A 26,247-nucleotide genomic window follows, 5' to 3' on the forward strand; every position below is an offset into this window, starting at 1 on the left:
CAGTATATACCGCAGTTTTCGCGCGAAATAAATAAACAGGCGAGTAGAGAGAAGCCCTTACGCGAGGCGCTGCGAAGCACCTTGCAGGTGTGCTTTTGGCGGTATATACAACTGCAATGCACGAGACGGGAAGGCGTCTTCCCGCAGACGCTTGAACCGTCATTTTCATCAGCCGATTCAGCCGATTCGGCCGCTTGAGCCGCCCACCCAGGAGCAGCACGATGCCCGTGACCCGCATTCCGATCATCGATCTCGCCGGCGTTCGCGCGGGCGACCCGCAAGCTTTGCAGCGCGTGGCGCAAGAAATCCGTGAAGCGTGCACGACGATCGGCTTCTTCTACATCGTCAATCACGGCGTGCCGCAAGCCTCGATCGATGCTGCCGCGCAAGCCGCGCGGCGCTTCTTCGCGTTTCCGGTGGAGACAAAGCGGCGCGCGGCGGTCAATCAGCGGCATCGCGGTTTCAATGCGCTCGGCGACGCGACCATGTATCAGGCCAAACGCCCCGACTACAAGGAGTTCTTCAGCATCGGCCTCGAATTGCCGGAAGACGACCCCGACGTGCTGGCCGGCCAGGCGCTGCGCGGACCGAACAACTGGCCGGACTTCATGCCGGAGCTGCGTCCCGCGCTGTATGGCTACTACGAAGCGGTCGCTGAATGCGGAGCCGATCTGCTGCGCGCGGTGGCGGTGAGCCTCGGCGTCGACGAACACTTCTTCGCGCCGCGCTACACGAAGCGGATGCAGCGCACGCAGATGGTCTACTATCCGCCGCAGCCGCCCCAATCGGACGACGATCAGTTCGGTGTCGCGCCGCATACCGACTACGGCTGCATCACGCTGTTGTGGCAGGATCAGGTGGGCGGCCTGCAAGTGCGCGAAATCGCCAACGATACGTGGGTAGAGGCGCCGCCGGTCGAGGGCAGCTTCGTGGTCAACGTCGGCGATCTGCTGGCGCGCTGGACCAACGACCGCTTCCGCTCCACCTTGCATCGTGTGATCAATGCATCGGGGCGCGAGCGCTATTCGATCGCGACGTTTTATGATCCGACTTACGGCGCGCTGGTCGATCCGCGTGATCTCGGTACCAGCGACGCCGATCTCAAGTATCAGCCGGTCGCCGCGGGCGACTATATTCTCGGGCGTATCAACGACTCGATGGGTTATCGGAAGAAACACGCCGTTCAAGGCGCGCAAGGAACCACCGCATGACAGATAACAGCACGGCGAATCAAGCCGCGCCGCTTTCGGCGACACTCGACGCGCTGCGCGCCGTGCTCGGTGAAGACAGCGTACGCGTGGGCGAGCAGATCAGCGAACACGCCATGACGGACTGGACGCGCCATCAACCGACGCGACCCGCCGCCTTGCTGCTGCCGCGCACCACGGAAGAGGTCTCGCGCGCGCTCGCTATCTGCCACGCGGCTCATCAGCCGGTGGTGCCGCAAGGGGGCATGACCGGCCTCGCGGGCGGCGCGATTGCGCGCGCCACGGATATTGCGTTGTCGCTCGAACGGTTCGTCGGTGTCGAGGAGGTCGATAGTGCGTCGGCCACACTGACCGTGCGCGCCGGCACCACGTTGCAAACCGCGCAGGAAGCCGCCGCTGAGGCCGGCTTCGAACTCGCTCTCGATCTCGGCGCGCGCGGGTCCTGCCAGATCGGCGGCAATCTCGCGACCAATGCGGGCGGCAACCGGGTGATCCAGTCAGGCACCGCGCGCGATCAGGTGCTCGGTCTTGAGGTCGTGCTCGCCAATGGCGATGTGCTGACGTCACTCGGCAAGATGGTCAAGAACAATACCGGCTATGACCTGAAGCACTGGTTCATCGGCTCGGAGGGCACGCTCGGCGTGATCACGCGCGCGGTATTGCGATTGCATCCACAACGCGCGGCGCGTCATACGGCGCTGGTCGCGCTCGACGGCTACGATGCCGCCGTGAGCCTGCTGCGCCGTTTGACGACACGCTTCGGCAACGATATCGGCGCGTTCGAAATCATGTGGCCGGACTTCTACGACTTCGGCGTGAAGCTGACCGGCACGCGCTCGCCATTCGCCGACGCGCATCCGCTCTATGCACTGATCGAACATGCCAGCTTCGATTCGGCCGATGACGGCGAGCGTTTCTCCGCCGCGCTGACCGAAGCGCTCGACGCGGGTGCGATCCGCGACGCGGTGATCGCGCAGTCGGTGGCCGACGTGCGCGCGCTATGGGCGATTCGCGAATGCACCGCGGAGTTTCCGGTGCGGCTCGATGCGATCAACTTCGACGTGAGCCTGCCGATCGGCGAGATCGGCGTCTTCGTGGACCACTGCCGTGCGGCGCTCGATCAGCGCTGGCCGGGCAACGCGTCGTATTTCTTCGGGCATATCGGCGATTCGAATCTGCATGTCACCGTGGACGGCCATTCGATTCCCGGCGTCGATCATCATGCGGTGTACGCGTTTGTCTATGACATGCTCGGACCGCTGCACGGTTCGGTGTCGGCGGAACACGGTATTGGTTTGCTCAAGCGCGAGTTCCTGCCGATCTCGCGCTCGCCGGCGGAATTGGCGGCAATGGCCGCGATCAAACATGCGCTCGACCCGCACGGCATTCTGAATCCGGGCAAGCTGTTCTGAGCGACACGAAAGGAAGGTGCGCAAGGCCTGCACGCGCCTTTCATGTACCGCCAACGTGCTGCGTCAATGCGCGTCCAGATACTTTACGATCACGGGGTACACGTCCACCGCGGCATTCTTCCCGAAGATGCAGTCGATATGCCCATAGCCGGGAATGATGGTGCGCTCGTAGGGCTGCTCGGGAAATTGCTTGACCAGCATTTCATAGGTGAGTTGCGTGCTGATCGGCAGATAGGTTTCGTTTTTATCGCCATGGATGAACCCGATCGGCCGGCGCATGCCTTCCAGTCCTTTCATGCCGTCGGTGCCGGTGAGATAGACATCCTTGCCTTCGGCATCGACTACCTTGTGTGCTCTCACCATCGTGGCCAGATGCTTGAATACGCCGACGTCGTGCACACCGAGAATTTCCTGCAGGTTCGAGTGCAGCGTCTGGTTTAACTGCTCATGTTCGTAGAGCAGGCCATACAGAAAAGTCGCGCGATGGCAGATCGGATTGCCGCAACCTTCCTTATGATTGAGCGGGTAAAACTTGAGCGCTTCGTCGAGCAGATTCTGCGGCCACGACTTGTGTTCCGTATAGGCGGTCACGTCCATCAGCCCGAGATTTTCCATGAAGTCGGGAATATGCAGGCCAGCCTTGATCTTCTCCAGCGTGCCCGGCACGGGATGCGCCGACACCTGCGAAATGAACACCGAACGCACGCCTTCGAGTCCATATAGCAGCGACATGGTCAGCGCCACGCCGCCCATGCAGTGCCCGAGCGCCTGAATCTCCGGCACGCCGGTCAATTCGCGGATCTTGGCAACCGCCGACGGAATGTCCTCGCGCGCCACCTTGTCGACGTTAGTCGGCACGAACACGCTCGGCATTTCGATGCTGACGCGCAGATCCACGAGCCACACATCGTAGCCGGCGGCGAACAGGTACTCGACCATGTTGGTCGCAATCAGGTCGGTGGAGTAGATGCGGCTCGATACGCCCGAGCCGTGAATCAGCAGCACCGGACGCGCCGCTTTGCGCGCGGGGTCGTGATAGCGGGTGAGCCTGAGCTTCGTGCCGTCGGGCGTATCGAAGAAAACGATTTGCGGTGCCGGCGCGCGCAATGCGCGCTTCAGACGCGGCTCCGCTTTCGGGTCGAAATACTGCAAGGGTGCGGCCACGCCGCCGTATTCGGTGAACAGCACGCCCGCGAAAAACTTGCCGAACTTCAGGGTCCATTCGAGACGCGTCTTCAGATCCGGCGCGTGGGTGACTTCGAGCGTGCGCTGCTGCTTGAGGAAATTTTCCGGCGTGATGATCAGCGTCGCTTTGCCGAGCAGCGGCGCATCGGCTTGCGCCGACTCGCGGACCTCCGCATAGAGCGTGTTGGTCTGCTCCCACAGATTGATCGGCGACGTGCGCGTGATGACCTTCTTGCCGCTCAGGAAATACGTCTTGCCTTCGGTGGCGTTGAGCGTCATGCGGTAATTCATGTTGCGCTCGTCCACGTCCGACTCGTTGACCACGAACAGATTGAAGGTGCCGTTGGAGATCGTCATCGGTTGCGCGGAGAGCGCGGGGCAGGTCAGCGTGCCGGCCGTTTGCGCCAGATGCTGCGGATTGCTGATCATATCGGCGAGGTCTTCCGATTCGACGGTCAGCGTGAACTCCATCGGGCTCGTGGCCGCTTCGCCTGCAACGTTCGGCGTGTAGGTGCCGACCATCGTTTCGGTGAAGTGCAGACCGATCTTCTGCGGCGAGGAGGGCGTCAATGACGAGGACGCGGCCTGCGGCGTCGGCGGAGGCGGCAGGGTCGGCGTAACGGCGGCGCCTTCCGCCGGCGCGGCGTTCAGCGGGTGGGTGGCGAGCAGCAACTCGCAGTTGCGTTCGGCCAGCGCGGAAATCGTCAGCAGCGGATTGACGCCGAGCGACATCGGCATGACCGCGCCGTCCATCACATACAGTCCGTCGTGCACTGCGTTGCCCGTGGCGCCGCTGAACACGCGGCCCATATGATCGACCACGCCGTGTTCCGCATCTTCGCCCATGCCGCAGCCGCCGAGCGGGTGCACGGTCACGGTGCGGTTGCCGAGAATATCGGTGGAAATCGGATTGCGCATGTATTTGCCGCCAAGCGGCACGGTCGCCCGCTTGAGCACCTCTTCGACCGCCTGGAAGATCGGCTGCTTGCCGGCGTTCTCCCACACGATGCGTGGCTGGCCTTTGTCGTCCACGTCGATCTCGCCGTTTTCGTCGTCGTGCGCCATGACGAGATAGCTTTGCGTGTGATGCAGCGCGCCGTGATACGGGCCGCGCAGAAAGCTGGTGGCCACGCGGGCGTCGTAAGCAAGTTGTTCCTCGAAAGAGCGCGGCGCGACATCCACGCCTTCTATCGGCGCGGCGGCGCCGAGCAGGCCGACCAGCGCCGCGCCCACCGGACCGGCGAGCGAGCCTTCTTCGATCACATACCCGTCTCTGACGTTAGGCGTGCCGCGATGATCGATGAGGCCGGTGATCGTCGGCCCGACCGGAGGAATCTCGCCCTTTTCATGCGCACCCCAGCCGACGCCGTTGATTACCGGCTCGGTGTTGTAGGCGAAGGCGAGCACGTCGCCATTGCCGGTAAAGTGTTTGCCGAGCAGGTTGGAGACGCTCAAGCCCTGCTTGCGCGAGCGCAGCAGCAAGGCCGTCGAGCCGATCGTGCCGGCCGACACGATGACGATATCGGCGCTCACGAACAGATCGGGCGCGCCAAAGCTTTCGCGGCCGAGGCTCACCAGCTGATAACCCACGATCCATTTCCCCGTGGCCGCGTCGCGCAGCACCGAATGGACGGCGGTGCCCGTGAAAATCTGCGCGCCGTGCGCGACGGCATCTGGCAGATAGTTCATGTGCGTCGAATTCTTCGCGTCGTAGTTGCAGCCGGAATTGCAGTCGCCGCAGCCGACGCAAGCCTTCTGCTCGACGCCCGCGGCATTCGTGCGGTCCACAAAGGTGACGGTGATCTCCGGACGCGAGAACTGGTCTTCCATGCCAAGCGCCTGCGCCGACTTTTCGAGGGCCTGCAATTTCGGCAAGGCCGGATAGCTTGGCGGCACCGGCGACGGTTGCAGCATCGCTCGCGCGTCCGCATACCCTTTGTCGCGTCCAGCCTTGTCGGCGCGCAACGCGGCCGGCCAGCGCGGGTCGTCCCACAGGCGCGGGTCGGCTTCGAGCGCGACGTTCGCGTTGATCAGCGAGGTGCCGCCGAGACCGCAGCCGACTACCGCGTTCACATCGTCGTTCACATGCACTTCGAGCAGCGCCAGCGGTGAGCCGATATGCGCCAGCGCCGTGTTGTATTGCACTTCTTCGGTGCCCTGAAACGGCGTGCGGGGAAATTCACCGGCCATGAATTCGCGTCCGCGTTCGAGCACGCACACGCGGCGCCCGGCGCGCGCCATACGGCTCGCGGCGATCCCGCCGCCATAGCCGGAACCCACCACAACCACGTCGTAATGCGATTGGATTGCAGTCACGACGCTCGATAAGCGGTTCATCACGACCACCTCGTCTGGAATGGAATGCGGGGAAAGACAACCAGGACTTCGGAAGCAAGACGGCGTGCGGCGACAGCTTTTTTATCCTAGGCGGTGCGCGCTCACAAAAAAAGGCGCATCGTATGTGGCGCGCGGGCCGGCTGTGCCGCGTCCGGGACGTCGTGAGAGGGTGCCGAGGCCCAGCGGGCGCACGGCCGCGTGCTATTACGCGGCCGCTTCATTCATTTCGCTGTCGCTCGATTCGGCGGCGAGCAGGTTCAGCGCCAGCAGGATCGCCGGGCGATTGTCGACCTCGATCTCGATGCCGAGCGCGTCCGTGAGCCAGCGGCCGATCTTCGTATTCGAAAAATCCTCGGCGCCAGCCGTCTTCTTCATGGTGACGCCGAGCTTGACGGCGCGATAGTGATACGAGGGCACACGATGCTGCGCTGCGACTGCCGACAGACCGCCTTTGCCTTCCGAGCACCAGCCGAGGCTGCCGGCCAGCACGATCCGCTCCGGTTCGTCGAGGCTTTCGATAAAGGCGCGCGCCGAGAGCCGCACGCGCTGTTCGTCGAGGCCGTATTGCAGCAGCACGCTTTCCACCGGATCTTCCAGCGCCTGCGCGTGCAGATCGATTTCCTGCGCCATGCCGTCGTTTTCCATCGATACGTTGCGCTGATGGCCGGCGCTGCGCAGGCAGTCGATCAGGTAGCGGCGGAAATACGCGCACAATGCGTAGCCGTTGGACGGCGCGCTGTCGGCGCAGGCGTGGGTTTCAGTATGGCCGGGCGCGAGACGCAGCACCTTCGCGTAGATGAACTGGGCGACCAGTTCTTCCTTGTCCTCGCCGAGCGCCTGCAGTTCGAGCGGGTGATAGGTCCGCAAAGCCCGCTTGACCAGTTCGACCATCGACACCATTTCGTCGCCGGACAACCGGGTGCGCCGGCGCCACAAATCCGGCAGGATTGCATCGTCGAGATTGCGGACGAACTCGTGGCTCGGAACTGCGCCCATGAAAACCTCCATAAGGGGAAAGGCAAGGAGCGCGGTGAGCCTGAACTGCCGGCGGGGTGTGGATGTTGAAGCTTTGAGGCCGCGCTGGAATGTGAAACCAGTATGGTTTCCGGCGGCGGCTTCGCCTATATGGATTAAGTGGTAGCTGATGGGTAAACTGCCGGGTAAACCATCCGACAAAGTGCATCTTATTCGTCTGAAGTAAAACGGGCTTGCACTGGAAAATTGCATCGCACTGCGGCTACGCAGTTGCATCGCAGACGTAGAGCCACGCCGTATCCGAAGTGTCCGATGCGGCTTGCGCCGCTTGCGTCGCCGCGCTTCGATCCACATAACCGAATTTGCCGAGTCCGAGGAGACCGCGTGATGCGGGCCGACCCGATCCAGCGTGCCATCGACGAAGACCTGGTGCGCGTGCTGTACGCGCAAGATCCGATTGCTTTCTTTTCGCACTGGTTTTCGATCGCGGTGCTGGTGTCGATTTACTGGCCGAACATACCGTCGCCGCCGCTCTTTATCGCGTGCTTCGGTTTCTATGCCGCGGCCAATTGCGCGAGCCTCGCGCTGTGGCTCGTCAACCGCCGTTACCCGCAGCTCGTCTCGCCGCGCGGCTGGATCGTGCTTCACGCGGTGCGCGGCATGCTGCTCTACAGCGGGCCGGGCATCGCGGTGTGGTTCGCGTTCCAGAGCCCGCAGTCCGACCTGCCGCTGCTGCACACGGTCATGCTCGTCACGCTGGCCGCAGGCGTGTTCATGTCGAACGGCTTCGACCTGCTGAATTTCTCGACCTCGATTCCGTTTCTGCTGTTTCCGTCGATCGTCATGCATTTCGGCACGCATACGTTCGACCGCACGCTGCTCGCCATCGTCCTCGCGTTTTTCTTCTGCGCGATCAACGTCTACGCGCTGAGTTATCGCAAGCTGTTCCAGCAGGTCGTGCAGGCGCGCGTCGATCAGCAGTACCTGGCGGAATCGCTGGCCGCGCAAAAACGGGTCGCCGAAGAAGCGAGTCTTGCCAAGACGCGCTTTTTTGCGGCCGCCAGCCACGACTTGCGCCAGCCGCTGCATGCGATCGGCCTGCTCGCGGCCTCGCTGAACGACGCGGCGGCGACGCCCGTGCAGCACGCGAAAACCGCCGAGCACATCGTCTACAACGTCGAGGCATTGAACCAGTTGTTCAACCAGGTGCTCGATCTGGCGCGGCTCGAAAGCGGCGTGACCCAGGTGATCCGGCTGCATTTCCGGCTGTCCGAACTGTTCGAGCGGGTCGGCAGCCAGTACCGTCCGCAGGCGGCCGCCAAAGGGCTGGCGTTGCGCATCGCGCCGACCGCGATGGTGGTGCACGACGATCCGGTGCTGCTCGAACGCGTGCTGAGCAATCTGCTGTCGAACGCGGTGCGCTACACCGAAGACGGCGCGATCTGGTTGGGCTTGCGCCGCGCCGGGCGGCAGACGGGCGGCTTTATCGAAGTGCGCGACTCGGGCATCGGCATTCCCGCGGAGGAACACGCGCGCATTTTCGAGGAGTTCTATCAGGTCGCTAATCCGCAACGCGACGCGCGCCAGGGGCACGGCCTCGGCTTGCCGACGGTGAAGCGGCTGGTCGAGATGCTCGGCGGCGAGTTGCAACTGCGCTCGGCGCCGGGCCGCGGGTCGGTGTTCCGCTTTCCGGTGCAGGCAGGCGACCCCGGCGGCATCGTGGCGAGCCTGAACGAAGCCGTGGCCGGCGGTCCGTCGGCGCAAGGGCGGCACGTGCTGTGCATCGACGACGATCCGTCGATTCTCGAAGGCCTCGTCAGTCTGCTGGGCCGGTGGGGTTGCAGTGTGCTCGGCGCGCGCGACGAAGCCAATGCGCTCGCGGCGCTCGAAGGCGGCTTCGTGCCGGATGCCGTGCTGTGCGACTACCAGTTGGCGAATCACCGGACCGGTGCGCAGGCGCTCACTGCCGTGCGCAACATGCTCGCGCGCGCGGGGCACGACAACGTGGTGACGCTGCTGATCACGGGCGACATGGCGTCGGCCGAACTGGCGGCGCTCGCCTTGCAGGGGATTCCGGTGCTTCACAAACCGGTTACGCCGGCGCGCTTGCGGCGCACGCTGGAGATGCTGTGGCAGCAGGCCGAACTGGACAAGGGGCGGGCCGCTGCGGCGCTGGCATTACGCGTGGGTCAAACGGGACGTGAAGCGGTAGATGAAGCGGGAAATGAAGCGAGCGGCCAGGTGATGCATGGCGCGATGGCGGCTGCTGGGAGCGCGGCGCAAGGAGACGCGAGAATGGGATCGAAGAGCGAGCCGCAAAGCATTTTGACCCGAAGCACCCAGTCGCAAAGGGAACCGCAGAAGTAGAGGCGCGCAGGAGAAGCAAAGGCGCACGGCAGAAGAGAGGCGCACGGCGGAAGAGAGGCGCGCAGAAGGAGAGGCGCGCAGCAAAAAGGACAGGCGAACCGCAAAGTAAGGCGAGCCTGCTGCACAGGGCGGCGCGCCCGCCGCCTGCGGATCTCGCGCTACAAGGTTTTCCCGGCTTCCAGCCAGCCATTGATGACGGCAATCGCCGTCGACCGGTTATGCACACCGAGTGCCCGGAAGATCACCGACAGATGCACTTTCACCGTGCCTTCCGCAACGCCCAGATCGCGCGCGATCATCTTGTTGGTCCAGCCACGATGCACGAGCCGCATGATGTCCTGCTGACGCGGCGACAGATTCTCCAACAGATGCTGCTGGTGCGGCTGCAACGCCTGGATCTGCGTAAGGGGTTCGGTAAGCGTGGCGCCGCCCTGGCTGGGTGCGTGCGCGCCGACCGGAGCCACATGCTGCGGCGCCGGTTCGGCGAGCGCTTCGGCACGCGCGGGCGTGGCCTGCGCGTCGCGCGAGCCCAGCAGGCTGAGCGCTTCCATCGGCACATAGGCGCCGCCTGAGAGCACCAGCTCGATCGCCTTGAGCATGACGCTGGCAGGCTGGCGCTTCGGCACGAAACCGAGCGCGCCGGCGGCCAGCACGGCGCGCATTTCGTCGGGCGATTCTTCGGCGGAGAGAACGACGAGCGGGAGCGCCGGATTCGCTTTCAACAGGACTTCGAGCGATGAAGCGCCGCTCATGCCCGGCATATGCAGATCGACAATGGCGAGATCGTGATCGGCGTCGGGACGCGCGAGCAGGGCAAGCGTCTCCCAGTTGTCGGCTTCGTCGAACTGGGCGTCGGGATCGAGGCCGCGCAGCATGCCTTTGACACCTTGCCGGATCAGTTCATGGTCGTCGGCTACAAGAAACTTCATGATGTCTCCGCGAGTCGGGCCTGCCCGATGTGGGCTACCGCCGTTATAGGGTCTCGTTTTACTTCTAGCCTCGTGAATCGCATCATTTGCCGCCCACCCCGCGATCATATGCCTGATCGGTGGCGCGGCGCACCTTCCGGCGGCCGCTTATATAACCGTATATTCGTTAAATCGCCGTCTGGTCCGATGCGCCGCATGATCTGTAAGGCAGGTCTCCCGCGCATAGGTTCCGGCTTGCATGGTAGACGAGCGGAACGGCCCTTTTTTGAAGGCATCCATCAAGGATTCCGAAGGTTATGCGCGCCGGATCGAAGCGCGCTGAAGCAGTCTCTATTTGACTGCAAATAACGTCGCATTCATCAGAATCTTGAATGCGAATCCGAGCGACATCGCCGAGCCCACGCCGAAGCACCACAGCGCGATGAACCAGAGCCAGCCCGGCAGTTTGCGCGCCGTTGTCGCCGCTGCTGTCGATGCTGTCGATGCGCCGTGAGTCGTGCCGGAGTTTGTCTGCTTAGTGATAGTGATGTTGGTCGCCATGACGCACCTTGCCGCGAAATACCCAATAACCCATCGTCGTGTAGGCGATGATGATCGGCAGAATGACCGCCGCGCCGGCCAGCGTGAACATCTGGCTCGAGCGCGGCGCGGCCGCTTCCCACAGCGTCATGCTCGACGGAATCGCATACGGCCACAAGCTCACCAGCAGCCCCGCGTAGCCGAGCAGCACCAGCAGCAGCGCGAGCGCGAACGGCGTGTTGTGATGCCGTTCGCGCACCGCGCGATGCATGAGGAATGCCGCGACCGCCACGAGGAACGGCACCGGCAGCAGACGGTAGAACAGGCCGTCGTGGAACCAGCGTTGCGCGATATTCGGATCCTGCAGCGGCGTCCACAGGCTGACCATCGCGACGAAGCCGAGCAGCACGACGGTCAGCGGCCAGACCACGCGATGCAGCCGGCGTTGCAGATCGCCTTCGGTCTTCGCCACCAGCCAGCAGCAGCCGAGCAGCGCATACGTGACCACGAGTCCGAGGCCCGTGAGCAGGCTGAACGGCGTGAGCCAGCCGAAGGCGTCGCCGGCATATGCGCCATCGACTACGGGAATGCCTTGCAGAAACGCGCCCAGCGCAATGCCCTGAAAGAACGTCGCGCCCGCCGAGCCGCCGATGAACGCCAGATCCCACAAATGCTTGGTCCGATTCGCCTTGGCGCGAATCTCGAACGACACGCCACGAAAGATCAGACACACGAGCATGAAGATCAGCGGCAGATACAGCGCGGACAGCACGGTCGAATAGACTGCGGGAAACACGGCGAAGAGACCCGCGCCGCCGAGCACCAGCCAGGTTTCGTTGCCGTCCCACACCGGCGCGACGGTGTTCATCATCAGGTCGCGTTCCTTTTCATCGGGGAAGAACGGGAAGACGATGCCGATGCCCAGATCGAAGCCGTCCAGCACCACATACATGAAAAGGCCCAGCGCGATGATCGCGGCCCACACTACGGTTACGTCCATGTTTTTTCTCTATCGCAAGTAGCTGCTGCAGCAGGGTCGTTCAGGCGGCGTCGATCATGTGATCGACGGCGGAGAGCGGGCGGCGCGCGGTCTCGTTTGGCGAGCGCTCCGGCGCGTCGTGCGGCGTGTGGCCGGGCAACGCGGGACCCGCGCGCATCAGCTTGAGCATGTAGTACACGCCGGTGCCGAACACGAGGAAATACACGATTACGAAGGTCATCAGCGAGATGCCGACCTGCTGCGTGGTGAGCGGCGACACGGCCTGCGAGGTGCGCATCACGCCGTACACGACCCACGGCTGGCGGCCCGCTTCGGTGGTGACCCAGCCGGCCAGCAGCGTGATGAAACCCGTCGGCCCCATTGCCACGGCAACGCGCTGGAACCACTTCGATTCGAACAGGCGTCCACGGCGGCGCAGCACCCACGCGGCTACCGACATCATGATCATCAGCACGCCGAGGCCGGCCATGATGCGAAAACTCCAGAACACCACCGTCGAGTTGGGCCGGTCTTGCGGCGGAAATTCCTTGAGACCGCGAATTTCGCCGTCCCAGCTATGCGTGAGGATCAGGCTGCCGAGATGCGGAATCGACACGGCGTAGCGCGTGGTTTCCGCCTGCATGTCGGGAATGCCGAACAGGTTCAGCGCGGTGCCGCCTTTTTCGGTGTCCCACAGACCTTCGATCGCCGCGATCTTGGCAGGCTGATATTTGCGCGTGTTCAACCCATGCTGATCGCCGACGAACGCCTGGATCGGCGTGAGAATCAGCAGCAGCCAGAGCGCCATCGAGAACATTTTCTTGACGGCCGGATCGCGCCGTCCGCGCAGCAGATGCCACGCGCCGACCGCCGACACCACCAGCGCGGCGACGATGAACGCCGCGAGCGCCATATGCGCGAGCCGGTACGGGAACGACGGATTGAACACGATCTTGAACCAGTCGAGCGGCACGACGCGGCCGTTCACGACTTCGAAGCCTTGCGGCGTTTGCATCCAGCTATTGGAAGCGAGAATCCAGAAGGTCGAGATCAGCGTGCCGACCGCCACCATCAGCGTGGCGCCGAAGTGGGCGCGCGGACTCACGCGCTGCCAGCCGAACAGCATGATGCCGAGGAATCCCGCTTCGAGGAAGAACGCGGTCATCACTTCGTACATCAACAGCGGGCCGGTGACGGGGCCGGCGAAACTGGAGAAGCCCGACCAGTTGGTGCCGAACTGATAGCTCATCACGACGCCGGAAACCACGCCCATGCCGAAGGCCACGGCGAAGATCTTCGACCAGAACAGGCAAAGGTCTTTGTAGTACGCCTTGCGGGTTTTCAGCCAGCGCCATTCGAGGACGGCGATGAAGCTGGCGAGGCCGATGCTGAGCGCCGGAAAAACGATGTGGAAAGAGACGGTGAACGCAAACTGGATGCGGGCAAGATCGAATGCCGATAGAGCGGAGTTCATGAGCGTGACGTACTTGAAGTGCGTGGGGTCCGTGAGGGCGGACTACGCGCGTCGACCGTTGTCGGTGCGCACTGCGCTGGGCAGATGGCGCAAGAGTAGGGGATGGTCGAGTTTTGTGCTGCGACGCGACGTGCGTCAAAAAACCACCTTGTTTTATGGTGATTTTCTTTTTTGGGACGGCAAACCGTTGATGAATATCAAGTTTTTCTGATCGCATCGCTGAGCAGTATGCGGGCGGTTGCTCACTTTGGCTGCGCAACTGCGGCAATCGACCGCGCTGCAGCATTGTCGCGCGGCGGGTTCTACGCTTCTGACGCGGCTGCAGTGTTTCCCGCGGCAGCCACGACTTTGCGCAGCGATTCGATCGGCAAGGCGATGTTCGGCAAATCGGGATTTGCTCGTCATCAACCGACAATCGCTCCGTCCGAACCGACTTTCCATGCGCGCGGCGGCTAGCCATCAAGCCCGTTTGCCCATACCATGCAGGCAGCCAGACGGCAGCTTTTTTCAAAACAGCGCATGCTAGTTGCGCGTGCACGCCGTATAGCCAGTCCAGTATTTTTTCCCGTTATCCGCTTCGAATAGTCATAGCCGACGTACCGACCAGCCGAACGGCCCGGCCCGGCGCGTCGCGAATCCGTTATCCAGATGTGGTGCAGGGCATGTCGTGCCTGAATGGGCGTCGTGTCGCGAGCCGCGCGAATGCTTCGAGAAGCCACGCATCATCCACCTGCCGGCAACGGCAGACTTCAACTACAAGGAGTCAGCAGATGAGCACGATCAAGACGAAAGACGGTACGAGCATTTTCTACAAGGACTGGGGCAAGGGCCGCCCGGTCGTCTTTTCGCACGGCTGGCCGTTGAGCGCGGACGCCTGGGACGCGCAGATGCTGTTTCTCGGCAGCAAGGGCTTTCGCGTGATCGCGCATGACCGGCGCGGGCATGGTCGCTCGGAGCAGACGTGGGACGGCAACGACATGGACACCTACGCCGACGATCTCGCGGCGCTGATCGACCACCTCGATCTGCGGGACGCCACGCTCGTCGGCCATTCGACAGGCGGCGGCGAAGTCGCGCATTACATCGGCCGGCATGGCACGCAACGCGTTGCGAAGGCCGTGCTGATCGGCGCGGTGCCGCCGTTGATGCTGAAGACCGGGAGCAATCCGAACGGTACGCCAATCGACGTGTTCGACGGCATCCGCAAAGGTGTCGAAGACGACCGCTCGCAGTTCTTCAAGGATCTCGCGCTGCCGTTCTACGGCTACAACCGTCCGGGCGCGAAGGTGTCGCAAGGCGTGATCGATTCATTCTGGGTCCAGGGCATGGCCGGCTCGATCAAGGGGCTGTACGACTGCATCAAGCAGTTCTCCGAAGTCGACTACACCGAAGACCTGAAGAAGATCGACGTGCCGACCCTGGTGCTGCACGGCGACGACGACCAGATCGTGCCGATCGATGCAGCCGGCCGTCTGACCGCGAAGATCGTGAAGAACGCCACGCTGAAGGTCTATCCGGGTGGCCAGCACGGCATGTGCACCGTCGAGGCCGCCAAGGTGAACGGCGACCTGCTGGAGTTCATCGGATCGTGATGCGGCGCTGCGGTGATTAGTATTGATGCCCCGGGTGCGGCGGGTCGTGTGCAGGCACGCGCGCCCGGCCGCACTCAAGCCTGAACCGCGGGCCTTCGCGCCCGCGGTTCGAGCTGCTTCAGGCGGTCGGCCAGCCGATCCGCGCGGCTCGTTGCAACGACGAGCGCACGACCAGCCGGTGGAACGGCGCGATCGCGAGAATATAGAAACGGCCGAGTCGATTGTGGCAATGCACGACGGTCGACAGGATCAGATAGCGCGAACTGCCTTCGCGCGTGCTGCGGGTCTGCTGCAGCACTGAAACCCGGAAGTCGAGATGACGGTCGTTTTCGCCGAGAATGATCTCGTGCGCACTTCGCGTATAGATCCTGAAGATGTCGAGGCGCTCCCTCGCGGCGGCCGGATCCTTGATGCTGCGCAACTGTCTGGCGGTCTTCAAGCCGGCATGCGCGACGATCGCATCGCGCACGCTCATCAGTTTCGCGACCCATCCCGCCTGATGCGTGAACACGAAGCGCGCGAGCAATTCCGGATCGCCGATGGCGTTCTCGGGCAAGCGGACGGCGTATGCGTCGGCCAGGTCCGGCGCGTCGTAGAAACGCGCGACGCCTGATTCAGCCGGCAGGGCAACGGGTTGCACTGGACAGTGGGCAGTGAGCATGGTGACGTGCGGCGCTAAATGATGAATCGAAGAGGGGCGCTGCGCCGGGTCTTGGCGGCGGATCGGCTTACACGAGAGCGCATCAAGTCTACGCGATTGTGGGCGTCTGCGCGGAGCGGCCGACGCGGTTGTTCACCTCGTGCATCTGCGTAAAAAGGTCGTCTTAGTTATACGATGTCACATAAATAATCCGAGTGCATTTGCTTGTTTGATAAGGAGAAACAAGGTTGTAGCGAATCCGAATAAGGGTAAGTGCCTAATTGAAATCCGGTCTAGCATCGTTGATAGTACGTTATCGTACAACTAACGCTGAACCGGCAGACACTGCCGTGATGACAGAAGTGAGTGCTGTACCCAAGTTCGATCGCGCGCGGCGCAGGAAAGGAAGCTTATGAAGAAGATTGCTCTCAGTGGAGCCGGCGGCCAGCTAGGCTCGGTGGTACGCGCCGCGTTGGTCGCGCGCGGCACGCCGTTGCGTTCGGCGGCGGGCTCGAAGGCCCTGGTGCCGCTCGTGGATGGCGAGGACGTGATGCACGGCGACCTGCGCGATCCGGCGGTCGTGGATCGTCTGCTGGAAGGCGTCGACGTCCTGATCCATTTCGCGGGGACGAGTGTGGAGCGTCCGCTGCCCGAGATCATCGAAAACAATCTGCGCGGACTCGTCGAAGTATACGAAGGCGCGCGCCGGCAAGGTGTGAAGCGCATCGTGTTCGCGAGTTCCAATCACGCGATCGGCATGTACCCGGTCACCGAGCATCTGAGCCTCGACTGCGAACTGCGCCCGGACGGTTTCTACGGACTGAGCAAAGTGTGGGGCGAAGCGCTCGCCAGAATGTATTGGGACAAGCACGGCATCGAGAGTGTTTGCGTGCGCATCGGCAGTTGTCTCGAACGCCCGACCGAGCCTCGGCACCTGAGCACCTGGTTCGGCCATCGCGATCTGCTGCATTTCCTCGATCGTTGCGTCGAAGCGGAGAACGTCGGCTTCCTGACCATCTGGGGCGTGTCGGCCAACACACGCAGCTGGTGGGACAACAGCGGTGCCGAACGTCTGGGCTATCGGCCGACGCAGGATGCCGAGGTCTATGCCGAAGAAATTCTTGCGCGTCCGAATCCGCTCGACGCGCTGGGTCAGCGCTTCCAGGGCGGCAGCTTCGTGGGTATCGATTATTCGCGCGATGACGCCGCTCCGGACGGCTCGGCCGCTTCCGCCACGCGGCCTGTTTAAGCCGTTCAGGATTTCGAGGAGACGCAGCAATGAAAATCAAGGGCATCCGCTGGTGGATGGTCAGTCTGGTCGCGGCCGGGCTCATTATCAATTACCTCGCGCGCAATACGCTGTCAGTTGCGGCGCCGACGTTGATGAAAGACCTCCACATCACTACCGAGCAGTATGCGCACGTGGTCGTGGCGTGGCAGCTTTGCTATGCATTCATGCAGCCGGTCGCGGGCTTCCTGCTCGACACGGTCGGCACCAAGATCGGCTTCGCGGCGTTCGCGCTCGCCTGGTCGCTGGCATGCGCCGCGGCGGCGTGGTCGACGGGCTGGCGCAGCCTCGCGTTCTTCCGCGGCCTGCTCGGCATTGCCGAGGCGGCCGGCATTCCGGCCGGCGTCAAGGCGACGAGCGAGTGGTTCCCGGCCAAGGAGCGCTCGGTCGCGATCGGCTGGTTCAACATCGGGTCGTCGATCGGCGCGTTGCTGGCGCCGCCGCTGGTGGTGTGGGCGTTGCTGCATGGCGAGTGGCAGTTGGCTTTCGTGATAGTCGGCGTGGCCGGGATCGTGTGGAGCTTGCTGTGGATGGCGCTCTATAAGCATCCGCGCAATCAGAAGCTGCTAGGCGACGCCGAACGCGACTACATTCTGAGCGGTCAGGAAGCGAAGCACAGCGACGCGGGCGCCGCCAAGCGCAACTGGCTCGCCATGCTTGGCAGCCGCGACTTCTGGGCGATCGGCATTCCGCGCATTCTGTCCGAGCCGGCCTGGCAGACCTTCAATGCGTGGATTCCGCTGTACATGATGACCGAGCGTCACATGAATCTGAAGGAAGTCGCGCTATATGCATGGATGCCTTTTCTCGCAGCCGACATTGGCTGCGTGCTGGGCGGCTACCTTAGCCCGCTGTTTCACAAGTACGCGAAGGTGTCGTTGTTCACGTCGCGGAAAATGGTGTTCGTGGTGGGCGCGCTGTTCATGATCGGACCGGCTTGCGTGGGCCTAGTGGCGAGTCCTTATGTGGCGGTGGCACTGCTGTGCGTCGGCGGGTTCGCGCATCAGACCTTGTCGGGTGCCTTGTACGCGATCACGTCGGACATGTTCGGCAAGAACGAAGTCGCGACCGCGACCGGCATGGGCGGCATGGCCGGCTACCTGGGCGCGGCTGCGTTCACGGCGCTGTTCGGCGTGCTGGTTACGCAGGTCGGCTACAGCCCGCTGTTCGTCGTGCTGGCGGTGTTCGATATCATCGCGGCTGCGGTTGTGTGTCTGCTGGCGAAAAGCGCCGACAAGACGCCTGAGCCGCGCTGGACGCCGGCGAGTGCGGCGGCCAAGTGAGGCGCGTTAAGTGACGATGAATTCCGGACGCTGATCGAGCGAATCGGGAAAATGAAAATGGCGGCGCTTTCGGGCGTCGCCATTTTTTTTGCTCTTGTTCACTGCGTTGTTTCAGTCCTCACGGCTGGACGAAGCTCGCGCTTCGCCCAGCCGTTCAACCGCTTGCTGCTTAACGCTTATCGACCACCGTCGTGTTATAGGTCGTCGCGCCGATCACCACATTGTTCAACGTAATGCCGTTCACGTTGTACGCGTAGATCGGCCCGGGCATGGTCGCGCCCGCGGGTCCGGCCGAAACGGCAGTGCCCAGATTGCAGTTCGAGATCGTCACGCCGGTAATCGGCGGAATGGTCGGCGCCGGGGCCGCGCCGTTGTAGTCGAACGCGACGGGTCCTTGCGCGACGATCGCCTGGAAGCAGGAGCCGGTCACGCCGTTAAGCGTCACGTTGCTCGCCTTTACGTTCGAAATGTTCACGTTCTGCACGACCGCCGGCCGGATGCGAATGGCGTCGTTGGCCGGCTGATAGTCGCAGTCGAACGTGATCAGGCCGCCCTGTGCCGCCGATGGATTGGCCGCGCTCGCCGTCACGACGCCAAGCGGCACCGTGGCGTTGATCGGGCTGCCGCTCAGCAATGCGCTGCCGTAACCCGCGCCTTTCAGGCTGACGCCGTTCGGCAGCGTGACGGTATCGACATAGAAGTTCTTCACGAAGCCGCCGCGATTCATATTCGTCTTGATGCGAATCGCGATGTTCAGCGGATTGGTCGCCCAATTCTGATTGAGCATCTGCAGATTGCGGGCGTAGATGTTCTGCACGCCGCCGCCCATTTCGCTGCCGAGCGTGATGCCGCCGTGGCCGCTGTTCATGATGCAGTTCTGGATCACGTGATTCTGCGCGGGGCCGTATTGCGTATCCAGATCCTTGCCCGACTTGATTGCGATGCAGTCGTCGCCGGTGTTGAACGTGACGCTGTCGCACAGCACGTTGTCGCACGCGTCCGGATCGAAGCCGTCGTTATTCGGGCCGATGCTGTTGGTCGTCACGCCGCGAATCACGACGTTCTTGCAATCGGTCGGATGATGCTGCCAGAACGGCGTGTTGTTGGTGCAGTAGTTCTCCATCAACACATTCGTGCAGCCGATGAACTCGACCATGCACGGACGCAGATAGTGGCCCACGCCGAAGACTCGCTGCGCGATAGGCACGCCGGCTTCGGAGAGCGCGGGCAGGTAGTTCTGATCCTCCTGCCAGGGTGTCGTGGGACTGGTTAGTTGCGCATACAGCGCATCGGAAATGCCCGGTGCGGCGGTTTTCAGGTCGACGTTCTTCGGATTGAGATACACCTGTGACGGCGTCGACGAATTGACGCAACCGTACGCGCCATTCGATCCCTTGAAGGTCCACCAGCACGTGGCGGTATTGCCGCTGCCGGCGAACGGCGTCATGGCTTGTCCGTTGAGCACCGAGGTCGCGTCTTCGCCGGTCAGCGCGATGTTGGTCTGGTTGCGCGCGTACACCGGCGAGCCGTAGTTCAGGCAATCGTTTGCCTGCCAGCGGCTATAGAACAGATTGCCGTTGGCGCCGCACGCGACCGGGCCGTCCTTCGCGTAGTCGGCCGGGTTCGGGCTGAAATAGATCGTGCAATTCGCGCTGAGGTGGAAGTTCACGTTGCTCAGCAGCACGATCGGTCCGGCGCAGTACCAGGTGCCGGCCGGCACGACCACGCGTCCGCCGCCCGCGGCGTTGCAGGCCTGGATTGCAGCGAGAAACGCGGGGCGCGAGTCGAACGAAGCGGCGGCGTTGGTCTGGTTCGAACCAGGGCTTGCGGCCGACGCTGAGCCTGTGTACGGATTGGTCGCGGCGACGACGGCGCATGGTGCGGCGCCGTACTGCGTGACGAGGAAGTCGCGGGTGGGAAACATCGACTGGTTGATGCCGTGCAAGGACGCGATGATCTGTGTCGCGGCGCCCGAGGTGCCCCAGATCGGATCCTGCACGACCGGCGGTGTGGTTGTCCCGCCGTTGACGGAGCCGCCGCAAGCGGACAGGCCACCGAGCAGCGTCGCGCCCGCTGACGTTCCCGCCAGCACGATAAACGCGCGGCGAGCGGGCGAATTCGGTTCAGCCTGACCGGGCGTTTTCGATGCTGCCCGCTTGTCGCTGGTTTTATCTATGTTTGCCACGGATGTCTCCTTGCCCTTTGCGGGCGTTATCAGTAATCGTTGCTACTTTTGGGATGCAGGGCAGTTCGTCAAAGCCGGTTGTTTACATAAGGCATCCTTAATATTTGTAAAAAAACTCTGCCGATAGAAACGACGCAACTTTTGTCAACTCACGGCAGAGAGGAGGGAATGCACGAATGCGCCGCTGCTTGCCTATCTTTCACGGCAAGCGGAGCGGCGCATCAAAAAGCGGCGTGCGGCTTAAGGCTACACTGAACAAGCCGCGAAATTGGCGACGCGTTAGCAATTTGAACGTCGTCAAGTCATGAGGCCGAGCTTGCGCCGTTGCTTTGCGGCCCTCGCGGGCCTTGTGGGCGGGCACTTTGCCCGCCTTTGGCCCACTATGGGCGTACCGATGCCGTCAGTTGCCTGCGCGACAGGTAGACGTTGGCCAGCGCGAGCGCGACGAACGCCCGGTTGGCGTTCTTTGCCAACCCGCGATAGCGCACCTTCGTAAATCCCCATAGTCGCTTCACGACCGCAAAGACATGCTCGACCCGGGCCCGGATCTTCGACTTGTTGCGATTCCTGCCGCGCTGCACCTCGTCGACTTCTCCGCCCGCACGACGCGTCCGCTGATTGGTGAAGTCGCGTGCCTTCGGCGCCTTGCCGTGAATCAGGTCTTTCTGGCTCGCATAGGCGCTGTCGCCGTAGACGCGCTGCTCCTGGCCGTGCAGCAATTGCGGCAGCGGGTGCTTGTCATGCACGTTGGCCGGAGTGAGCACTGCGCTGTGCGCCAGCCCGCTTTGGCTATCGACACCAATGTGCAGCTTCATGCCGAAGTACCACTGCTTACCCTTGCGGGTCTGATGCATCTCGGGGTCGCGCGCCTTCTGTTCATTCTTTGTCGAGCTCGGCGCACCGATGATCGTGGCGTCCACGATGGTGCCGCTCCTGAGCTTCATGCCGCTGGCCTGAAGTACCCGGCCCACTTCGGCGAAGAGCTGCTCACCCAGTTGGTGGGTCTCCAGCAGGCGCCGGAATTTGAGCAGCGTCGTCGCGTCCGGCACGGCTTCGCAGCCCAGATCAATACCCACAAAGCGACGCAGGCTAGCACTGTCGTACAGTGCCTCTTCGCAGGCGAAGTCGGCCAGATTGAACCAGTGCTGGATGAAGTGAATCCGCAACATGCGCTCCAGACCAATTGGCGGGCGGCCATTGCCGCGTTTCGGATAGTGCGGCTCGATCACCGCGCACAACTGCGCCCATGGCACGATCGCATTCATCGTGTCGAGAAACTCGTCGCGCCGCGTGCGTTTGCGGTGCGTCTCAAAACCCGCACCTTGATCGGCTGCCATCGCCAGCGTCTGCTGCTTCATCCTGGTTCGCCTTCCTCATTCAATCCGATCTCTATAACGCTTGACGTACCGGATCGGTGGACTTAATCAGCGTTGCCTTAAGCGGTTTTCTGGCCAATCTCGTGATCGGCGAGGAATTCGAGCGCGCGCACCATTGCCGAGTGGTCCCACGCCTTGCCGCCGTGCGCAACGCAGGCGTTGAAGAGAGCCTGGCAGGTGGCGGTATTCGGCAGGGACACGCCGAGCGATTGCGCGGTCGACAGCGCGAGGTTCAGATCCTTCTGATGCAGTTCGATGCGGAAGCCCGGATCGAAAGTGCGTTTGGTCATGCGTTCGCCGTGCACTTCGAGAATGCGCGACGACGCGAAGCCGCCCATCAGCGCTTCGCGCACGCGCGCCGGATCGACGCCGGCCTTGGAGGCGAGCAGCAGCGCTTCGCCCACAGCCTCGATCGTCGCGGCGACGATCACCTGGTTGGCCACCTTGCATACTTGGCCGGCGCCGACGCCGCCGATCAGCGTGACGTTCTTGCCCATCATGTCGAAGAGCGGCTTGACGGCATCGAAGGTCGCGGTTTCGCCGCCCACCATGATGGTCAGCGAGCCGGCCTTGGCGCCAACTTCGCCGCCGGAAACCGGCGCATCCAGATAGTCCGCGCCGCTCTCGCGCACGCGGGCCGCGAACTCACGCGTGGCCATCGGCGAAATCGAGCTCATGTCGACGACGGTTTGTCCCGCGCGCAACACGCTCGCGAGACCCTGTTCGCCGAACAGCACGCGTTCGACATCAGGTGTATCCGGCACCATGATGAAAATCACGTCGGCCTGCGCGCCGACTGCGGCGGGGCTGTCGCACGCGACGGCGCCTGCCTGGACGAGATCGTCGGGCACGCCGCTGCGCGTGAACGCCGCCAGCGCGACGCCGTTCTTGAGAAGGTTGGCGGCCATGGGCTTGCCCATGATGCCGAGTCCGATAAAGCCTGCTTTTTGCATGGAATGCTCCGAAGATGTCATGGCGGCCCGGTTACTGCTGGCCCGCCTGTTTCTGCATGAAGTGTTTCTGAACCGTCTGCGCGGCGCCTTTCAGCAGCCCCATATCCGCGCACACCGCGACGACGCGGCAGCCCATGGAAATATAGCGCTCGGCGTCGGCCTGCACCGGAGCGAGGATGCCGCTCGGCTTGCCCGCGGCCCGCGCGCGTTCGAACACGTGCGCGATCGCCGCCTGCACGTCCGGATGATTCGCGTTGCCGAGTTGGCCGTAAGCGGCCGCGAGGTCGGACGGGCCGACGAACACGGCGTCCACGCCGTCCACGGCGAGAATCTCGTCGATCGCATCCACAGCCTTGCGGCTTTCTATCTGCACGATCACGCAGACATTGTCGTTCGCGACGCTAAAGTAGTCGGGCACGGTCGCATAGTGGTTGCCGCGATGACTCACCGACACGCCGCGAATGCCCTGCGGCGGATAGCGCGTGGCTGCAACGGCGCGGGTCGCGTCGCCGGCGCTTTCCACGAACGGCACCAGAAAATTCGAGAAGCCGCTGTCGAGGAGCCGCTTGATGAACACGCTGTCGTTGGCGGGCGGCCGCACAACCGGCGCGCTGGCGCTGTCCTTGAGCGCCATCAGTTGGGGAATCAGCGTGAGCACGTCGTTCGGCGCGTGCTCGGCGTCCAGCAGCATCCAGTCGAAGCCGACAATGCCGAGTAGCTCGGTCACGATCGGGCTGGCGAGCGACGCCCAGCAGCCGATCAGGGTTTCGCCGCCGCAGACTGCCCGGCGGAAACTATTGGGTAAGGGCTGGTAAGGTGTGACGGCGGGCATGGGCGGGTTTCCTCAAGCGACAATGGATCGGGCAAGCTCCGAAGACGGCTCAACATGGGTTATAGGTCGTCGTATGTCTTGATTGCAGGTTAGCACCGGCCTCGCCGATTGTAACGGTCACGTTAACCCGAATTCCTCGCCAGGCAAGCGTTTCAGGTTGCGCGCACGCCTCACAATGTTGTAGGATGACCTATATCTTAGGCCTTCATTCAAGGAAAGCAAATGACAATTACCGGCGAAATGCTGATCGGCCGCAAAGCGGTGCGCGGCGAGGAAAAACCATTGCATGCGTTCAATCCTGCCACGGGATCCGATATCGCGGAGCCGGTTTTCGGCAGCGGCTCGGCGGCGCTTGTCGGACAGGCGTGTGAGCTGGCGCAGCAAGCGTTCGATCCGTACCGCCAACTGCCGCTCACGGTGCGCGCGGAGTTCCTGGAGCGTATCGCCGACGGCATCACGGCGCTGGGCGATGCGCTGATCGATCGGGCGCACCAGGAATCGGGTCTGCCGAAGGCGCGTCTCGAAGGCGAGCGTGGCCGAACCACCGGCCAGCTCAAGCTGTTCGCGCAAGTCGTGCGTGCCGGCCAGTGGCTCGCCGCCACGCTCGATTCGCCGCTGCCGGAGCGCAAGCCGTTGCCGCGCTCCGACCTGCGCATGCAGAAGATTCCGCTCGGCCCGGTCGCGGTATTCGGCGCCAGCAATTTCCCGCTCGCGTTTTCGGTGGCGGGCGGCGACACGGCGGCCGCGCTCGCGGCCGGCTGCCCGGTGGTGGTGAAGGCGCACCGCGCTCACCTCGGCACCTCGGAGATGGTCGGCCGTGTGATCCAGCGGGTCGCGCAGGAAATGGACTTGCCGGAAGGCGTGTTCTCGATGATCGTCGGCGCGGGCAATTCGGTCGGCGAGGCGCTTGTCGCGCATCCGGCGATCAAGGCGGTCGGCTTCACCGGTTCGCGCGCGGGCGGCACCTCGCTGATGCGCGTGGCGGCGGCGCGTGCCGAGCCGATTCCGGTCTATGCGGAAATGAGCAGCATCAACCCCGTGTTTCTGCTGTCGAATGCGCTGGCGGCGCGCGGCGAGAGCATCGCGCGCGGCTTCGTCGATTCGCTGGTGCTCGGCGCCGGTCAGTTCTGCACCAATCCTGGCCTCGCGATTGCCGTCGACAGCGACGCGCTCAAGACGTTTGTCGCAACGGCGTCCGACGCGCTGAGCGGTAAGCCCGCGCAGACCATGCTGACGTCGGGCATCTGCGCGGCCTATGAAGAAGGCGAGGGCAAGCTGGCCGCGATCAAGGGCGTCGAAGCCGTGGCTCGCGGTGTCAATACGACCGGCCCGACCCAGGCGCGCGCGGCGTTGTTCGTGACCGATGCGCAGACGTTCCTCGCCACGCCGGCGCTGGAAGACGAAGTGTTCGGCCCGGCGTCCACTATTGTGCGTTGCAAGGACGAGCAGGAAATGCTGGCGGTCGCCGAGTACTTCGACGGCCAGTTGACGGCCACGGTGCAGATGGACAGCGCCGATCTGGCGTCGGCGAAAAAGCTGGTGCCGATTCTCGAACGCAAGGCCGGGCGGATTCTGGTGAACGGTTTCCCGACGGGCGTCGAGGTGTCGCACGCGATGGTGCACGGCGGGCCGTTCCCGGCTACATCCGATAGCCGCGCGACGTCGGTGGGCACGACGTCGATCGAGCGTTTCCTGCGTCCGGTGTGCTATCAGGATTTCCCGGCCGATCTGCTGCCGGAAGCACTGACCGACAGCAACCCGCTGGATCTGTGGCGTCGTCGCGATGGCGAGATCACGCGCAGCTGAGTGGCGGGTGGTCGAGTGAAATGAAAATGGCCGGGAGCGATCCCGGCCATTTTCATTGGCGTGTAACTGAATGAAGCGACTCAGCTATTCGCCTCAGCAGCTTCATTCGCCCGCCGCAAGCGCTCGCGGCTATTGGACAGATGCATGCGCATCGCCGCGCGCGCGCCTTCTGCATCATGGCGCGAGATTGCTTCGAGAATGCTTTCGTGCTCGAGGTTGACGAGCGACAGATACGCATCCGGCTCCGCGCGCGCAATGCCCGCCGAATCGAGCCGGTTGCGCGGAATCAGCGCGCTGCCCATTTGCGTGAGGATGTCGACGAAATAGCGGTTGCCGGTGGCGCGCGCCACCGAGATATGAAACTGCAGATCGGCGTCCACGCTGTCCAGCCCGTTGTGGCGCGTAGCTTCGATCGCGTCGAGCGCGGTGCGCATGCGGGCGAGGTCGTCCGGCTTGGCGCGCTGGGCCGCGAGACCCGCGCACTCCGTTTCCAGACTGATGCGCAGTTCGAGGATGGACAACACGTCGCGCAAGGTGGTGGCGGGGACCATGTCGATACCCAGCTTTTCGCGCTGCGGCTCCAGCACGAAGCTGCCGATGCCGTGCCGCGTCTCGATGATCTTGCCCGCCTGCAAACGCGAAATCGCCTCGCGAATCACGGTGCGGCTCACGCTCAGCGTGACCATGAGTTGCGATTCGGTGGGCAGTTTGTCGCCGGGCTTCAAGGCGTTGGACGCAATTTGCTCGGTGACGTAGCTGACGACGAACTCGGCAAGATTACGCGCGCGTCGTGGCGGTGCCGCGGATGCCAGTGGTGTAGCCATCGAAAACGCCCCTTGAATCAGATAGTTGCAGACACTTCATGCGTTTCATTATACCGTCGTCTGACGACTGATTATAACCACGC

General features: G+C 63.2%; 20 protein-coding genes. 8 read left to right on the forward strand and 12 right to left on the reverse strand.

Translation table 11 applies throughout. The annotated features are described in order from the left end of the window. Positions 1-221: 221 nt before the first annotated feature. Together B0G71_RS21905 and B0G71_RS21910 are read left to right on the forward strand one after the other, a co-directional pair. Positions 222-1,211, forward strand: a complete 990-nt coding sequence (locus B0G71_RS21905) for an isopenicillin N synthase family oxygenase (protein WP_116144086.1) — start codon at positions 222-224, stop codon at positions 1,209-1,211. Further along, positions 1,208-2,620, forward strand: coding sequence for an FAD-binding oxidoreductase (locus tag B0G71_RS21910; protein ID WP_116144088.1), 1,413 nt, complete (start codon positions 1,208-1,210; stop codon positions 2,618-2,620). The genes B0G71_RS21905 and B0G71_RS21910 overlap by 4 nt, the downstream gene beginning before the upstream one ends. A 63-nt stretch (positions 2,621-2,683) precedes the next feature. On the opposite strand, the gene B0G71_RS21915 is transcribed toward B0G71_RS21910, so the two are convergent. Continuing rightward, entirely contained in the window at positions 2,684-6,142 is a 3,459-nt protein-coding gene (locus B0G71_RS21915) for an alpha/beta fold hydrolase (protein WP_116144090.1), read from the reverse strand. A 204-nt stretch (positions 6,143-6,346) separates the two neighbouring features. Beyond that, the gene (locus B0G71_RS21920) at positions 6,347-7,138 is read right to left on the reverse strand and encodes a hypothetical protein (RefSeq protein WP_116144092.1); all 792 of its coding nucleotides are present in this window, start codon (positions 7,136-7,138) and stop codon (positions 6,347-6,349) included. A gap of 366 nt (positions 7,139-7,504) precedes the next feature. Here B0G71_RS21920 and B0G71_RS21925 point away from each other — a divergent pair, with 366 nt between their 5' ends. After that, on the forward strand, positions 7,505-9,484 hold the full coding sequence (locus tag B0G71_RS21925) for a hybrid sensor histidine kinase/response regulator (RefSeq protein ID WP_116144094.1): 1,980 nt from the start codon (positions 7,505-7,507) through the stop codon (positions 9,482-9,484). Between the two features lie 158 nt (positions 9,485-9,642). On the opposite strand, the gene B0G71_RS21930 is transcribed toward B0G71_RS21925, so the two are convergent. The 4 genes from B0G71_RS21930 to B0G71_RS21945 all read right to left on the reverse strand — a co-directional run bounded on the left by B0G71_RS21930 (position 9,643) and on the right by B0G71_RS21945 (position 13,385). Then, positions 9,643-10,413, reverse strand: a complete 771-nt coding sequence (locus B0G71_RS21930) for a response regulator transcription factor (RefSeq protein ID WP_116144096.1) — start codon at positions 10,411-10,413, stop codon at positions 9,643-9,645. Positions 10,414-10,743: 330 nt separating this feature from the next. Next, positions 10,744-10,953: a hypothetical protein gene (locus B0G71_RS21935; protein WP_116144098.1), complete on the reverse strand. Its 210-nt coding sequence runs from the start codon at positions 10,951-10,953 to the stop codon at positions 10,744-10,746. Further along, the gene (gene cydB / locus B0G71_RS21940; protein WP_116144100.1) at positions 10,928-11,932 is read right to left on the reverse strand and encodes a cytochrome d ubiquinol oxidase subunit II; all 1,005 of its coding nucleotides are present in this window, start codon (positions 11,930-11,932) and stop codon (positions 10,928-10,930) included. The genes B0G71_RS21935 and cydB overlap by 26 nt, the downstream gene beginning before the upstream one ends. Before the next feature lie 40 nt (positions 11,933-11,972). Next, entirely contained in the window at positions 11,973-13,385 is a 1,413-nt protein-coding gene (locus B0G71_RS21945; protein ID WP_116144102.1) for a cytochrome ubiquinol oxidase subunit I, read from the reverse strand. A 171-nt stretch (positions 13,386-13,556) separates the two neighbouring features. Between B0G71_RS21945 and B0G71_RS21955 the strand changes: the two genes are divergently transcribed. Together B0G71_RS21955 and B0G71_RS21960 are read left to right on the forward strand one after the other, a co-directional pair. Then, the gene (locus B0G71_RS21955) at positions 13,557-13,841 is read left to right on the forward strand and encodes a hypothetical protein (protein ID WP_147308696.1); all 285 of its coding nucleotides are present in this window, start codon (positions 13,557-13,559) and stop codon (positions 13,839-13,841) included. 314 nt (positions 13,842-14,155) lie between these two features. Then, a complete protein-coding gene (locus B0G71_RS21960; RefSeq protein WP_116144109.1) occupies positions 14,156-14,977 on the forward strand; it encodes an alpha/beta fold hydrolase in 822 nt (273 codons plus the stop codon). Positions 14,978-15,095: 118 nt separating this feature from the next. On the opposite strand, the gene B0G71_RS21965 is transcribed toward B0G71_RS21960, so the two are convergent. Further along, entirely contained in the window at positions 15,096-15,638 is a 543-nt protein-coding gene (locus B0G71_RS21965; RefSeq protein WP_116144111.1) for a DUF2867 domain-containing protein, read from the reverse strand. Positions 15,639-16,029: 391 nt separating this feature from the next. Here B0G71_RS21965 and B0G71_RS21970 point away from each other — a divergent pair, with 391 nt between their 5' ends. Then, positions 16,030-16,866, forward strand: coding sequence for an NAD(P)-dependent oxidoreductase (locus tag B0G71_RS21970; protein WP_116144113.1), 837 nt, complete (start codon positions 16,030-16,032; stop codon positions 16,864-16,866). A gap of 29 nt (positions 16,867-16,895) precedes the next feature. Next, a complete protein-coding gene (locus tag B0G71_RS21975) occupies positions 16,896-18,188 on the forward strand; it encodes an MFS transporter (protein ID WP_116144115.1) in 1,293 nt (430 codons plus the stop codon). 169 nt (positions 18,189-18,357) lie between these two features. Here the strand turns inward: B0G71_RS21975 and B0G71_RS21980 are convergent, their stop codons facing one another. The 4 genes from B0G71_RS21980 to garL all read right to left on the reverse strand — a co-directional run bounded on the left by B0G71_RS21980 (position 18,358) and on the right by garL (position 23,534). Next, a complete protein-coding gene (locus B0G71_RS21980; RefSeq protein ID WP_116144117.1) occupies positions 18,358-20,373 on the reverse strand; it encodes a glycoside hydrolase family 28 protein in 2,016 nt (671 codons plus the stop codon). A gap of 380 nt (positions 20,374-20,753) precedes the next feature. Beyond that, on the reverse strand, positions 20,754-21,731 hold the full coding sequence (locus B0G71_RS21985) for an IS5 family transposase (protein WP_116140668.1): 978 nt from the start codon (positions 21,729-21,731) through the stop codon (positions 20,754-20,756). 77 nt (positions 21,732-21,808) lie between these two features. Next, entirely contained in the window at positions 21,809-22,702 is an 894-nt protein-coding gene (locus tag B0G71_RS21990) for a 2-hydroxy-3-oxopropionate reductase (RefSeq protein WP_181916807.1), read from the reverse strand. Between the two features lie 31 nt (positions 22,703-22,733). After that, entirely contained in the window at positions 22,734-23,534 is an 801-nt protein-coding gene (gene garL, locus B0G71_RS21995) for a 2-dehydro-3-deoxyglucarate aldolase (protein WP_116144121.1), read from the reverse strand. A gap of 222 nt (positions 23,535-23,756) precedes the next feature. Between garL and B0G71_RS22000 the strand changes: the two genes are divergently transcribed. Then, entirely contained in the window at positions 23,757-25,340 is a 1,584-nt protein-coding gene (locus tag B0G71_RS22000; protein ID WP_116144123.1) for an aldehyde dehydrogenase (NADP(+)), read from the forward strand. An 80-nt stretch (positions 25,341-25,420) separates the two neighbouring features. On the opposite strand, the gene B0G71_RS22005 is transcribed toward B0G71_RS22000, so the two are convergent. Next, positions 25,421-26,164 carry a FadR/GntR family transcriptional regulator gene (locus B0G71_RS22005; RefSeq protein ID WP_106280579.1) on the reverse strand — a complete coding sequence of 248 codons (744 nt, stop codon included), beginning with the start codon at positions 26,162-26,164 and terminating at the stop codon, positions 25,421-25,423. Between the last annotated feature and the right edge of the window lie 83 nt (positions 26,165-26,247).

Source organism: Paraburkholderia sp. BL27I4N3 (assembly GCF_003386115.1).
Lineage (GTDB): Bacteria > Pseudomonadota > Gammaproteobacteria > Burkholderiales > Burkholderiaceae > Paraburkholderia.